10 protein-coding genes are annotated in these 13,084 nt (G+C 62.5%); 4 read left to right on the top strand and 6 right to left on the bottom strand.

The genetic code is table 11. The features are described 5' to 3' along the window. Positions 1–38: 38 nt before the first annotated feature. Positions 39–2,480: a TonB-dependent siderophore receptor gene (locus HDC32_RS24870; protein WP_184745905.1), complete on the bottom strand. Its 2,442-nt coding sequence runs from the start codon at positions 2,478–2,480 to the stop codon at positions 39–41. 100 nt (positions 2,481–2,580) lie between these two features. Next, positions 2,581–4,233 (bottom strand): cyclic peptide export ABC transporter, encoded by a 1,653-nt coding sequence (locus HDC32_RS24865; RefSeq protein WP_184745903.1) that lies wholly within the window; start codon positions 4,231–4,233, stop codon positions 2,581–2,583. Positions 4,234–4,433: 200 nt separating this feature from the next. Here HDC32_RS24865 and HDC32_RS24860 point away from each other — a divergent pair, with 200 nt between their 5' ends. Next, entirely contained in the window at positions 4,434–5,279 is an 846-nt protein-coding gene (locus HDC32_RS24860) for a N(5)-hydroxyornithine transformylase PvdF (RefSeq protein ID WP_184745901.1), read from the top strand. Between the two features lie 103 nt (positions 5,280–5,382). Here HDC32_RS24860 and HDC32_RS24855 read toward each other — a convergent pair whose 3' ends face one another. From HDC32_RS24855 to pvdM, 3 genes are read right to left on the bottom strand one after another with little or no spacing between them, the layout of a single operon-like run. After that, positions 5,383–6,255 carry a formylglycine-generating enzyme family protein gene (locus tag HDC32_RS24855; protein WP_184745899.1) on the bottom strand — a complete coding sequence of 291 codons (873 nt, stop codon included), beginning with the start codon at positions 6,253–6,255 and terminating at the stop codon, positions 5,383–5,385. Between the two features lie 31 nt (positions 6,256–6,286). Further along, entirely contained in the window at positions 6,287–7,558 is a 1,272-nt protein-coding gene (locus HDC32_RS24850) for an aminotransferase class V-fold PLP-dependent enzyme (RefSeq protein ID WP_184745897.1), read from the bottom strand. Positions 7,559–7,576: 18 nt separating this feature from the next. Beyond that, complete coding sequence (gene pvdM, locus HDC32_RS24845) at positions 7,577–8,926, bottom strand: pyoverdine-tailoring dipeptidase-like protein PvdM (RefSeq protein WP_184745895.1); 1,350 nt, start codon at positions 8,924–8,926, stop codon at positions 7,577–7,579. Between the two features lie 142 nt (positions 8,927–9,068). Between pvdM and HDC32_RS24840 the strand changes: the two genes are divergently transcribed. Then, a complete protein-coding gene (locus tag HDC32_RS24840; protein ID WP_184745893.1) occupies positions 9,069–10,700 on the top strand; it encodes a PvdJ/PvdD/PvdP-like protein in 1,632 nt (543 codons plus the stop codon). Here HDC32_RS24840 and HDC32_RS24835 read toward each other — a convergent pair. After that, complete coding sequence (locus tag HDC32_RS24835) at positions 10,636–11,919, bottom strand: methionine gamma-lyase (protein ID WP_260403720.1); 1,284 nt, start codon at positions 11,917–11,919, stop codon at positions 10,636–10,638. The genes HDC32_RS24840 and HDC32_RS24835 overlap by 65 nt on opposite strands. 123 nt (positions 11,920–12,042) lie before the next feature. Between HDC32_RS24835 and HDC32_RS24830 the strand changes: the two genes are divergently transcribed. Both HDC32_RS24830 and HDC32_RS24825 read left to right on the top strand, forming a co-directional pair. Continuing rightward, positions 12,043–12,513 carry an Lrp/AsnC family transcriptional regulator gene (locus tag HDC32_RS24830; RefSeq protein ID WP_184745891.1) on the top strand — a complete coding sequence of 157 codons (471 nt, stop codon included), beginning with the start codon at positions 12,043–12,045 and terminating at the stop codon, positions 12,511–12,513. 107 nt (positions 12,514–12,620) lie between these two features. Continuing rightward, entirely contained in the window at positions 12,621–13,058 is a 438-nt protein-coding gene (locus HDC32_RS24825) for a carboxymuconolactone decarboxylase family protein (protein ID WP_184745889.1), read from the top strand. The last annotated feature ends 26 nt before the right edge of the window (positions 13,059–13,084 follow it).

Genomic DNA, 13,084 nt, shown 5'->3' with positions numbered 1-13,084 from the left:
CGGGCTGCGCAGGGTGTCTGGAGGTTGCCGGGGTTAGATCAGAAGTCCCAGCGGGTCGACAGCATCACGTTGCGCGGGTCGCCCGAGTAGGACGACGTGTAGAAGCCGATGTTGGTGTAGTAGCGCTTGTCGAACACGTTGTTGACGTTGATCGAGGCGGAGAGGTTCTTGCTGATCTGGTAGCGCGCCATGGCGTCGACCAGCCAGTACGGGTCTTGGGAGAACCGCTGGGTGACACTCTTGCCGCGGTTGTAGACATCCTGCCACGCCTCACCTTGCCAGCGCGCACCGCCGCCGAGGGTGAGCTTGTCGAGGGCGCCGGTCAGCTTGTAGCTGGTGTAGAAATTGAGCTGGTCCTGAGGTTCCCAGGTGGAGAACTTCTTGCCATCGTCATCGCGGATCACCTTGTGGGTGTAGCCCGCCTGCACCTGCCAGCCTGGCAGCAGCTCACCGGAAATCTCGGCTTCATAGCCCTTGGTCTTGGCCTGGACGCCCATGTAGGCCCACTCGACAGGCGAGTTGGCCGGCATATTGTTGTTGTACTCGGTGTCTTCCTCGGCGCGATTGGACTCATGAATCTCGAAGTAGGCGAGGCTGGCATTCAGGCGGCCGTCATAGAACTCACCCTTCACACCCAGTTCATAGTTCTCGCCTTCGTCAGGCTCGACCATCTTGTTGTTGCGGTCGGGCCGCAGCTGCTGCGGCATGAAGATCGAGGTATAGCTGCCGTACACCGAGAAGTTTTTATTCAGGTCGTACACCACGCCCGCATACGGGATGAGTTTGCCGGTCTCGCGCGAGTCGTTGGTGCCGGTCAGGCGGTAGTCGGTCAGGCGCGAACCGAGCAACAGGGACAGGTCGTCAGTGAGGCTCAGGCGTGTCGAGAAGTAGACCGCTGCCTGGCGGGTGATGTCGTCTTTTTCGTGGGCCGGGCCCCATTGCGGTTCGAGGCTGTCGCCGTTCCACTCATAGAGCGGGAAGTTATTGCTGTCCTTGTAGGTCGCTTCGTAACCGTAATAGTCGTTGCCTTCCCAGTGCGAGCGCGAAACCGAAGAACCGACGACCAGTTGATGCTCGCGACCGCCCAGGCTGAATGGCCCGGAGAGGTAGAAGTCGCCGTTGTTGCTGATGGTCTTGCCGGTGAACTTGGAACCATAGACCGAGGCTCTGTCGGTGGATTTGTCTATTGGAGAAGCGTAACCCAGTGGCGCGTTGTAGCCATTGAGCTGGTTGCTGTAGTTGGCCTTGGCGATCCAGCCGTTATCCAGCGCGTGCTCCAGGGTAGCGAAAACGCTGCGGCTGTATTGCCCCCAGCTGCTCCACTTCGGGCCATTGTTGTAGCCACGGTCAAAGCTGATCTCGTTACCTGCACCATCGAACAACGAGCGGCTGCCGGACCAGCTCGAACCCTTGGGATCGGTGTCCTGATAGTCGGCACCGACGGTCAGCAGGGTGTCCGGCGACAGGTCGAATTCGAGGATGCCGTAGTAGACATTGGTCTTGCGTTCATAGTGGTCGATGAACGAATGCTTGTCCTGGTACACCGCCACGGCACGCCCGCGCACGTTGCCGCTTTCGGTCAGCGGGCCGCTCACGTCCAGCTCCGAGCGGTAGTTGTCCCACGAGCCGGCGCCCAGGCCCACATGCCCCTGGAACTCGGCGGTCGGCTTCTTGCGCACCAGGTTGATGGTGCCGCCCGGGCCGCCGGCGCCGGTCATCAGGCCGGTGGTGCCCTTGAGGATTTCGACACGGTCGTAGATCGCCATGTCGCTCAGGGTCTGGCCGGCCGAGTAACCTTCGTTGCGGGTGGTCGGCACGCCGTCGTACTGGAAATTCTGGATCGGGAAGCCCCGGGAATAATAGTTGGTGCGCTCGCTGTCGAAGGTCGAGACGGTGATGCCCGGTGTGTGGCGCATCACGTCGTCGATGCCGTTCAGGCCGAAGTCGTCCATGGTCTGGCGGGTGACCACGGAAATCGACTGCGGCGTCTCGCGCGGTGTCAGCACCATCTTGGTGGCGGTGGCGATGGTGCCTGGCGTGTAGGAACCGGAACCTTCGGTGATGGTACCCAGTTGGTTGGCGTTGATCTGGGTGGCGCCAAGCTCGAGGGCGCCGCTACCGGAGCCGGGCGCGTTGATGATCATCGAGCTGCCTTGCAGGCTGTAGCTGACGCCGGTCCCTCCCAGCATTTGCTCGATCGCCCGTACCGGGTCCATCTTGCCGCTGACTGCCGTGCTGTGCTTGTTCTGCACGGTCTCCGGGCTGTACAGGATTTGCAGGTTGGTCTGTTGGCCAAATACCTGCAGCGCAGTACTCAACGGCTGCGCGGGGATGTTCAATTCGAACTCTTGCGCCTGCACATAACCCGCCATCGACAGGCTGGCCGCCAGGGCCAGGCTATTGGGCAGAGCGTTGAATTTCAGGGCCCGCCGCATGGAAAGTGCGGTGCTCAATGGGCTGAGGGCAAGCCGTACTGGCATGGTGTTGTTTCTCTTTTTAAGTGTTGGCAGATGGGTACTTAATGCGGTTAATTCTCATTGCTGCATATGAGACGTTCGCACTCGCATAAACCGGAAAAAATTATGCGGGCTCCAACTCCGCAACGACTTTCCCTGCACTCAAGCGCACCAGCTGGTCGGCGATATCGAAGTAGCGGTCGTCATGGCTGATCACAATGATCGTCTTGCCCAAGCGCTTGAGGTCCGGCAGCAGCTCGGTGTAGAACACGCGGCGAAAGGCCGGGTCCTGGTCGGCGGCCCATTCGTCGAACACCAGCACCGGGCGTTCTTCCAGCCAGGCGTTGACCAGTGCCAGGCGCTTGCGCTGGCCGGTGGAGAGGTCGGTGGTGCTGAATACGCCGTCCTTGACGCTGACCTTGTGCGCGATTTCCAGGCGCTCCAGGTACTTGGCAGCGCTGTCCAACGACTGAGTGGCGCTGCCCTGGACCAGGTCGTCGAACAGGTAGTAGTCGGCGAATACCGTGGTGAACAACTGTCGATAGTCGTCGCGCGCCGGGTCGGTCACGGTTTCGCCGTTGAGGCGGATTTCCCCGGTATGGGGTTGATACAGGCCCAGCAGCAGCTTGATCAGGGTGGTCTTGCCGCAGCCGTTCTCGCCAACGATAAACACGATATCGCCCTGCTTGATGCTCAGGTTGATCGGCCCCAGGTGGAACGGCTGGCTGCCTTCCACCGGCGGCGGGCTGTAGCTCACGCCGCGCAACTCCAGGCTGTGCACTACTGGTGTCGGCGCTTCGCTGCCGTCCATCAGCAAGTGCGGTTCAGGCGAGGAGAAGCGTTCGGACAGTTCGGTGATGCGCGCAAACGCAATGCGCGCCTTGCCGATGATCGGCAGGTAACCCACCACGTGTTCCAGCGGGCCTTTCATGTACAGCAGCACCAGCACGAAACCGGTGATCACCGCCGGGTCAGGGTTCGGGTTATAGGCCTGCATCGCCAGCGCCAGGCCGATGACCACGAAGAACAGCATCGAGCCGAAGGTCTTGGCGACGATATAGATGTTCACCGAGCGCACCTGGATATCGCTGATGCGGTCGGCGGTTTCCTGGATGCGGTGGGTGTTCATGCGGTAGCGCCGTGGCCGGTGGATACGCAGCTCCTTGGCGCCGGAGGCGATCGCCGAATAGTAGCGTTGCAGCTCATCTTCCTGGTCGCGGGCCTCGTCGAAGCCGCGAATGCCCTTGGCGCCGGCAATGAATTGCACGCTGCTGCCGATGATGATCGCCACCACCATCATCAGGAACATTGGCACCGACAGGTACGCCAGGTAGCCCAGGCAGCCCAGGGTCACCGTGGTGGCGATGGCCAGTGGGGTGAAGGCGAAGGAAAAGTCGCTGATGGTGTCGACGTCATGGGTCAGCACCGGAATCAGGCGGTGGGAGCGATACTGTTCGATCTGCTCGATGGGCGCCGACAGCACCTTTTCGCCGAGATCCTTGCGCAGGGCGGCAATGATCCGCTGGCCCACGTAGTTGGTGCCGATATCGGAGACGATCGAACTGGTCAGCGCCAGCACGCACAGCGCAGCAAAGCTCAGGATCACGCCTTGGGTCATACCGGTCGAAGAGTGCAGCGCGTTGTTGATGGTCGCCAGCAACAGCGTGATGGCCAGGCCGCCGGCCATGCCCAGGGCGATGGAGACCGTCACGATGGTGCGAAACGGCCTGAGCAATGCAAGCAAACCTTTGAAGGCGCCGCGCTTGGGGTCGGTCATAAGTACTTCCCGGAAAGTGAAAAAGAGGGGGCTGGGCACACAGACCCTTACCCATGACAAACGAAGGATTGGCGCGACTATTTACCTCGGCATGCCCAGCGGAGTGGTGGGTGGATAAATTGCCCGGCGGCTGGTTCGTTCTTGTGGTGTAGGCGCACGCGTATGGGCGCGTGCCTGATCTATCCAGCGAGAGCGAAACAATGACGAAAAAGAATCTGGTGTACGTGTGGTCCCTGCGCAATGCCGCCGCCGACAAGGCCGGGCAGCCGGTGGCCTACAAGGACCACGAGCGTTACATGAAGTCGGTGCTGGAGTTTCTGGTGGGGTCGCTCAACGACACGTCGCTGGGCGAGGCCTACAACCTGGTGGGCGTGGTGTATGACGACGATGAGCAGAACCCGCGCGACCAGCAGTTGGTGGCTGACTATGGGTTTGCCTATAAACCGGGGCGCCAGTGGCTCTATCCGGCGGATTTGCAGGTACAGGGCAACCTGGTCAACGACCTGCTGCTGAGCGTGCCGTCCACCTATCGCCGCCTGCCACGGGGCAGCGCCGAGCATATCGCCGGCAAGCAGGACTTCGAACGCCGCCTGCATGACACGCTGGTGGAATTGAAGGCCGATATCGTGGTGCTGGACGGCCTGCTGGTGATCCTGGACGAACTGGTGCGCCCCGGTGCGCCGTTTGCCCGTCGCATCATGAACATTCACCCCGGTATCACCCGTATCGAATCGCCCTATGAGCGCCGGGGTGCCTACGCCACCTGGAATGCCTTGTACGGTGCCCGTGGACAAGCCGTGGTGGATTGGGCGACCAAGCAGACGCAGCCGTGTGAACCGCTGTACCTCACTGGCGCATCGTTCCACTACGTGGACAACGGCATCGACTCCGGCGAAGTGTTCCACGACGTGCTCAAGACCGAGATCTCGCCGGACGACACCATCCTCGAGCTGCGCTGGAACAACTTCAACAACAGCCTGTTCCCGGCGCTGCATGAAGGCCTGGAGTTGTTGGCGCAGAAGGGGTCTAAGTCACGCACGATTTGACTGTGGGAGGGGGCTTGCGCCCGATGGCGGAGTATCAGTCAATGGCGATGTCGACTGCCGCACCCCATCGGGAGCAAGCCCCCCACATTAAATCCCGTCAGCTTCAGAGATCGCGCACTACCCTGAAGCCAATCCAATCCCCCCGCGTCTGCGGATAGATGGTGTTGCGGTTGCCCGAACGCGAGAACACCGGCGCTTCGCCCCAGTCATTGCCGCGAATCATGTAGCCCTCGCAGTTCGGCTCCATCCAGGCGCTGCCATCCGTCGGCGCGCCGACATAGTTGGGGTGCTCGCAGTCGGCCACCCGCTCATAGACATTGCCATGCATGTCGTACATGCCAAACGCATTCGCCGGGTAGCTGCCTACCGGCGAAGAATAGCTGTACCCGTCCGCCGGCCCGTAGGTGTTGGCATGCTGGGCGATGCTGTAGCCCTTGCCCTCGTCGAACGGGAAGGGGAATGGCCCGGTGGAACCGGCGCGCGCGGCGTATTCGCGCTGGGCTTCGCTGACCATGTGGTACTGCTGGCCGGTCTTTTTCGACAGCCAGGCCACATAGTGCTTGATGTCGTCCATGTCCATGCACACCGCCGGCTGGCGCGGGCCCTGGGGGTAGCGCGGCTTGCTGGCGATGCATTCGCGGCCGGGGCGGGTGTCGCCGTCGGCGATCTTCACACCGGTCTGGCGGATATAGCTGTCCCATTCAGCGGCGGTGATGTGGAAGCGGCTCATGGCGAACGGCTTGGCAAAGGTCACGTCATGCATCGGGCCTTCGTCCGGCTCGCGGCCGACTTCGTCTTCCGGTGTGCCCATGGTGAAGGTGCCCGCAGGGAGTACCACCATTTCCGGGCAGTCCTTGCAGTCCTTGAACACTTTGCCCGGTTGCGGTGTGGCGGCCAGGGCCAGGCCTGGCAGCAGCGCGCCGCACAGGGCGGTCAGCGCCAGGGCCGTCAGGGGTTTGAGTCGCAATGGCGTCATGTGGACCTCTCGTTCAAAGGGGAAAGGGGTGTCACAACCGCTGGCTGAGCAGGGTCATGAAGCGCTGGATTTCTTCGGAATTGTTGAGCAGGCCGGGCGCCGTGCGGATCACCGGGCCGACGTCGCGGTCCACCGCATCGATCACCACGCGGTTTTTCAGCATGTGGGCCGCCACCGCACCACTGTCCTGGCCTTTGACCCGGAAGAAGGTGAAACCGGCGGACAGCTCGGGGCTGCGCGGCGTGACCAATTCGATCTGCGGGTGCGCCAGCAATTGCTCCTTGAGTTCGGCGTTCAGCCCATGAATGCGCGCCTGCACCGGCGCCTTGCCCAGTTGCAGGTGCAGCTTGAAGGCCTCATCCGCCGCCCAGCGATGCTCGAAGGCGTGATAACCGCCGGGGGTCATGATGGTGGCGAAGTCCTTGTCCTCGGAGAAGGTCGGCACCATGGGCGTGACGTACTTGTTTTCAGGGTTGCGGGCGCAGACCAGGCCGGTGCCGCGGGGGCCGAACATCCATTTATGGGTGCCGGCGATAAAGAAGTCGCAGTGCATGTCGGGGAAGTCGAGGTTTTCCACGCCGAAACCATGCACGCCGTCCACCACATAGAGGATGCGGTCGCTGTCATCGCGGTTGCGGTTGTGCTCATCCACCAGCTTGCCGATCTCACCGATGGGCAGTTTCACGCCGCTGCCGGACTGTACCCAGGTCATTCCCAGCACGCGGGTGTTGGGGCGGATATTGCGCTGGATGTTTCCCACTACTTCGTCGGCAGAGACCTGGCTGGCGCGCTCGAACAGTGTGATCCGGCGTACCTGGGTGCCTTCCTTGAGCACGCGAAAATCCAGCACGTTCTGGGTGGCGTAATGCTCATGCACGGTGGTGAGGATTTCCTGGTCCGGGCGCACCTTGATGCCGCCATAGATCATCGCCAGGCCTTCGGAGGTGCTGCCGGTGAGGGCGATCTGCGGCGGGGCGGCCTTGAGGTAGCGGCCGGCCCATTCGCGCACCTGGCCTTCGCGTTTCCAGGTTTCCTCCAGGTCCCAGTCCATGGCGAGCCCCGGGTTACGGTCGATCTGTGCGCGGTAGCGCTCAATGGCTTCGCGTACCGGCCTGGGGTGCGAGGCCACCAGGAAATTGGAGAAGTGCAGGTAATCCGGATCCTGGTTGAACAACTGCTTGAACCCCGTCCATGGGTCATCTGTTGTGTTGGCAGCCAGTGCTTGCGGGAGGCGTGCAGCGCCCAATGGCAGGCTGGCGGCAACTACCCCGGCCAACTTGAGAAACGTACGGCGGTCAGTCATGGACTTGCTTCTAGGTGATTAACGATTGGCCAAGGGCTTGGCGGCTTTTTGTACCTGGTCCCACACCCGCAGGAAGTTGCCTCCCCACAGTTTGGCGATGTCGGCTTCGGAGTAACCGCGCTGGATCAGCTCGGCGGTGACGTTGCGGATTTCGCCGACGTTGTTCCAGCCGTCGAGGCCGCCGCCGTCATTGAAGTCCGAAGCGATACCGACGTGATCGATACCGATCTTGCGCACGGTGTAGTCGATGGCGTCGCCCAGGTCCTTGAGCGTGGCCTTGGGTTCCTCATCGAGGATCGCGTACAACGCGCTGGCGTACTCGCCGAACCTGTGCTCGGGCCAGGCGGCGATGATCGCGTCACCCGGCATCAAGGCTACGGCCAGGTTGGGCAGGGGGGGCAGGTCGAAGCGGACGCGCAGGGTGTTGAGCTTGTCCTGGGTCGGTTGGCTCAGCGGGCGCAGGTAGGCCGAGAAGCCCACGATTTGCACCACGCCGCCGCTGCGCTTGATCAGTTGCAGTTCCTTGTCGCTGAGGTTGCGCGGGATGTCCACCGCTGCGCGCGGCGCCGAGTGCGACGCCACCATCGGCGTGCGGCTCAACTGCGCCACCTGCTCCAGGGCCTTGGTCGACATCTGTGACACATCGATGATCACCCCCAGGTCATTGAGGCGCTGCACCGCTTGTTTGCCGATGTCCGACAGGCCGTCGAGCGCATCCACCGAGTCGTTGAAAAACGGCAGCGGGCGCGATGAGTCCGACCAGGCGTTATTGCCCACATAGCTGAAGCCGAACATGCGCATGCCACGTGCCGCCCACAGGTCCAGTTGGTTCAGGTCATTGCCCAGCGGGTAGGCGTTGAGCATGCTGATAAAGATCGCAAACTTGCCTTCGCCATGCAGGCGTCGAAAGTCGTCCGGGGTATAGGCGATGCCGACTTGATTGGGAAAATCACGCACCATGCCGGAGATGATCTTGTAGCGCACCTCCTGCTCGTGGCGGGCTTCCTCGACAAAGCCGTCAGTGGGCCTGTGCGGCGCGTTGGGGCCATTCCAGATTTCCGGCCAGCCGAAAATCGTCAGGGCAGCGCCGGACAAGCGCCCGCGTGCCGCCTTGACCAGGTCGAACTGGCCGCTGCCGTCCTTGTCCACCTCGTTGCCGGCGGTGCCGAAGTCCATGGGGACGGTGATATGGCTGTCGAACGACAGCAAGCGGTCCTGCATTTCATTGGCCTGCTTGATCACTGCGAGCGGGTAGCCGGCATTGCCCTTGAACCAATGATCCCAGGCCAGGAAGCCTGCGCCGGCACCGATGGCCAATGCCAGCGGCAAGCCGATGTACAGCGCCTTTTTCGAACGTGGTTTTGTCATTGCCATCTCAGTCAGTTGAGGCCTTCGCTATCAGGGAGGAACGAGTGATGCGCTGGGAAATTTAGGCGGCGCGGGCAGGGCGGTAAATTTCCCTGGCCTGCAAACGTTCTAGCTCTGATAAAGCCGTTTCCTAAGGTAGACAATGACCATCTCTCGACGTGGGTTCATCGCAGGCCTGGCGCTGACCGGCGCGGCTGTGCCGGCCGCCTTCTATGCCCATCGCGAGTTGACGCGCGAAGAAGAATTCCCCATCACTCCCGGCGAAGCCACCGTTGACCTGGCCGACACCGCCGGGCAGCACTTGGCCAACACCTTGCGCGGGGTGTGGAGCCTGCGCCTGGAAGGCCGCGACGCCGGCCTCAAGGGCTTGCCGCTGCAAGGCCTGGAACTGCTGCTCGACATCGCTCCCCGTGGCCGTGGCCTGCGCGGCTACCTGGACACCGCCGCCAACCTGCGCAGCGAAGGCGAACCGCGCTACCGCGTGCTCGGTGACCTGCTGACGGGCGAGGGCGCGTTGCTCTACTGGCGCCTGATCGACCGCGATGCCCTCGACGGCAGGCCCGCCTATGAGTTCAAGATGACCCTCGATGAGGTCTGGGCCGACTTCGGCAATGCCGGCAGCGGCACCCTCAGTGGGCAAATCCTCGACCTGGATCGGCCGCTTGCCCTGACCGAGCACGACAACCGCTTTATCGCCCACAAACAGCTGTTTCCCGAAGCCCGCCAACGCATCGGCCTCAATCCGACCCTGTTGGCCTGGCTGATCGCCCCCGAGCACCGCCTGTTTCACCAGCTATGGCACGCCACCCGTGACCAGTGGCACAAACTCTCCGAAGCAAAACGCGACGCCCTGCGCGGCATCGGCTGGCAACCCGGCCCGCGCGGTAAAGAGCGCGACGCCCGCGGCAAGCTCAAAGACCGCAACGGCTCGGGCATCGACTTCTTCTTCATGCACCGCCATATGCTCGGCACCGCGCGTTCCATGCAGGACTTGCCCTCGTGGCCCGCATTCCCCGAACCGCAACCGGCGCTGGAGCGTGATCGCCTTGGTTTCCTGCGTTACTTCGACAACCACGACGGCTTCGCGCTGCCGCCCACCTGGTCGGAGCCGGATGACAGCGAGTACACCCAGTGGGTCGCCGACATCAAGGCCGCCGAGACTTACCACAGCAACTTCCAGGTCTGGGAATCCCAATACCGCGACCCGCGCTACCTGGCCAAACGCACCCTTGGTCAACTCGGCTCCGAAATGGAACTGGGCCTGCACGACTGGCTGCACATGCGCTGGGCCTCGGTGCCCCGCGACCCGTCCAACGGCGCCCCGGTACCCCTGGCCCGCGACCCGGCAGACTTTGCCGCGCGCTGGTACGCGGCAGAAAACGACTTCCTCGGCGACCCGTTTTCATCCCACGTAAACCCGGTGTTCTGGCACTTTCACGGCTGGATCGACGACCGCATAGAAGACTGGTACCGCGCCCACGAACGCTTCAACCCCGGCGAGGTCAGGCGCCTGGACGTCAATGGCGTGGCTTGGTTCGCGCCGGGGCGCTGGGTCGAAGTCGGCGACCCGTGGCTGGGCCCGGACACTCATGGCTGCAGCACCACACCGGGGTTGCAGATGGGCAAGTCGATGGAGATGGACCCGGAAACCATGAAGCTCGCATTGCGCATTACCTTTGGCGAGGACGAGAACCTGTTGCAGGGCCTGTTCAAGCGCGTGCCGCAGCGGCCTTGGTATGCGCGGCATTTGAAGGTGAAGGTGCGGGAGGCTTGAGCGTTTGGCGCGGCACGGCGCGGCTGCACTTGGCCAGCGCCTGCTGCACGTCCGCCAACAGGTCGGCAACGTCCTCAAGCCCCACTGATAAACGCACCAGGCCTTCGCTGATACCGTGATGCGCGCGCTCTTCAGGGGTGTAGGTGCTATGGGTCATGCTCGCCGGGTGCTGGGCCAGTGACTCGGCGTCGCCCAGGCTGACCGCGCGGGTGAACAGCTTGAGGGCATTCATGAAGCGTCGACCGGTGTCGATCCCGCCCTTGAGTTCGAAGGCGATCATGCCGCCGGCCTGGCTCATCTGCCGCGCCGCCAATGCGTATTGCGCGAAGCTGCGCAGCCCCGGATACGTCACCCACTCCACGGCGGGATGCGCCTGCAAGGCTTCGGCCACGGCCTGGGCGTTGCTGCAATGGCGGTCCATGCGCAGGGCCAACGTCTTGAGGCCGCGCATCAACAGCGAAGCGTCCTGGGGCGACATCACCGCGCCGGTCAAGTCCTTGAGGCCTTGCAGGCGAATGCGCTGGGCCAGGGCTTGGTTGCTGACGGCAATACCGGCGGTGATGTCGCCATGGCCGCTTAGGTATTTGGTGGCGGAGTGCACAACCACGTCGGCGCCCAGTTCCAGGGGCCGTTGCAGGTACGGCGTGCAGTAGGTGTTATCGACCACCACGGTCACATTCGGCTGTTGATGGGCGAGGGCGGCCACGGCGGCGATGTCCACCAGTCGCAGGGTGGGATTGGCCGGGGTCTCGCAGTAGATCATGCGCGTGGCGGGGCTCAGCGCCGCTTGCAGGGCGGCCAGGTCGGTGAGGTCGACGTGGCGCACCTTGATGCCGAACTCGCCGATACCGTGATGCAGCAGGGCGAAGGTGCAGCCGTAGAGTGTCTGGCTGACGATCACCTCATCGCCTGGGCGCAGCAGGGTCCAGAATGTTGCGGCAATTGCGCCCATGCCGGAACTGAACGCCACCGCTGCCTCGCCGTTTTCCAGGGTGGCCATGCGGGACTCCAGCAGCGCCAGGGTCGGGTTGGAAATGCGTGTATAGAAATGGCCGCTGGCCTCACCGGCAAAACAGGCGGCGCCGTATTCGGCGGTGGGAAAGGCAAACGTGGCCGACAGGTAGATCGGCGGCACGAGTGCGCCGTGGTGGTCCTTGGGGTCGTAGCCGTGGTGGATGGCACGGGTGGAAAAGCCGAATGCGTTGTGTTTATTGTTCATGTCGGACGCTCCTTATTTCCTACAATGCTATGCTCATAACCACGGCTGTATTTTCCAAATATTGCCGACAAGTCCCCTGTCCTGGGATGAAAAATCGCTAAAAACAATAAACAGAGGCACATCATGCCCGTCACGCTGGATCGCACCGACAAAGCACTATTAAACGCCCTGCAAGGCAACGCCCGTCTAACCGTGGCCGAGCTGGCCGAGCGCGTGTCCCTGACCACTTCACCGTGCTGGCGGCGGGTCAGGAACCTGGAGGAGAGCGGGGTGATCAGTGGCTACCAGGCGATCCTCTCGCCCAAGGCGCTGGGGTATGGGGTGACGGCGTTTGTCAGCATCATGATGGAGAGCCACACCCAGGAAATTGCCCGCGCGTTTGAGCAGCGCTTGTTGGATATTCCGGAAATTGTGGCCTGTCATAACGTGTCGGGGCGCTATGACTTTTTGCTGGAGGTGGTGGCGAAGGACCTGGAGTCGTTCGGCGAGTTTGCGCGGGAGGTGTTGCAGACGCTGCCTTGCGTCAAGGAGATCTATTCGAGTTTTTCCTATAAATCGGTGAGGCCGTTGCGGGTGATTCCATTGCCGGGTTGATCACACACCGCCCCATTGGTCACCTGTTCTTCCCCGCAATTGGCTATTTCTCCCGTACGGCCCGGTGGCTAACCTAGCCACCACTTCCCACCGTTCTGGAGTTCCTCATGCAAGCCCGTACCGATTTCTACACCGCTTCCCCAGACGCCATGAAAGCCATGCTCGCCCTGGAAGCCGCCGTCGGCAAACTGTCCATCGAGCTGCCATTGCTGGAACTGATACGCCTGCGTGTATCACAGATCAACGGCTGCGCGTTCTGCCTCGACATGCACACCGCCGATGCCCGCAAGGGTGGCGAGACCGAGCGTCGCCTGTACACCCTGTCGGCCTGGCGCGAAACGCCGTTCTTCACCCCGCGTGAACGCGCGGCGTTGGCCTGGGCCGAGAGCCTGACACTGCTGAGCCAGACTCACGCCCCGGACGCAGACTTCACTGCGCTTGCCGCTGAGTTCACCCCCCAGGAGCAAGTCGACCTGAGCGTGGCCATCGCCACCATCAACAGCTGGAATCGACTCGCGGTAGGGTTTCGCAAGATGCCCAAGTAAAGGTGGTTGAGAAGGGCTCTTTTGTG

Origin of the sequence: Pseudomonas sp. JAI120 (genome assembly GCF_014207255.1) — a bacterium.
Lineage (GTDB): Bacteria > Pseudomonadota > Gammaproteobacteria > Pseudomonadales > Pseudomonadaceae > Aquipseudomonas.
This window is presented reverse-complemented; position numbering and strand designations above follow the sequence as displayed.

Coding starts and splice junctions, on each gene's coding strand:
- HDC32_RS24840 (WP_184745893.1), top strand. CDS start 9,069: ATGACCATCTCTCGACGTGGGTTCATCGCAGGCCTGGCGCTGACCGGC.
- HDC32_RS24835 (WP_260403720.1), bottom strand. CDS start 11,919: ATGAACAATAAACACAACGCATTCGGCTTTTCCACCCGTGCCATCCAC.
- HDC32_RS24825 (WP_184745889.1), top strand. CDS start 12,621: ATGCAAGCCCGTACCGATTTCTACACCGCTTCCCCAGACGCCATGAAA.
- pvdM (WP_184745895.1), bottom strand. CDS start 8,926: ATGACAAAACCACGTTCGAAAAAGGCGCTGTACATCGGCTTGCCGCTG.
- HDC32_RS24830 (WP_184745891.1), top strand. CDS start 12,043: ATGCCCGTCACGCTGGATCGCACCGACAAAGCACTATTAAACGCCCTG.
- HDC32_RS24870 (WP_184745905.1), bottom strand. CDS start 2,480: ATGCCAGTACGGCTTGCCCTCAGCCCATTGAGCACCGCACTTTCCATG.
- HDC32_RS24855 (WP_184745899.1), bottom strand. CDS start 6,255: ATGACGCCATTGCGACTCAAACCCCTGACGGCCCTGGCGCTGACCGCC.
- HDC32_RS24865 (WP_184745903.1), bottom strand. CDS start 4,233: ATGACCGACCCCAAGCGCGGCGCCTTCAAAGGTTTGCTTGCATTGCTC.
- HDC32_RS24860 (WP_184745901.1), top strand. CDS start 4,434: ATGACGAAAAAGAATCTGGTGTACGTGTGGTCCCTGCGCAATGCCGCC.
- HDC32_RS24850 (WP_184745897.1), bottom strand. CDS start 7,558: ATGACTGACCGCCGTACGTTTCTCAAGTTGGCCGGGGTAGTTGCCGCC.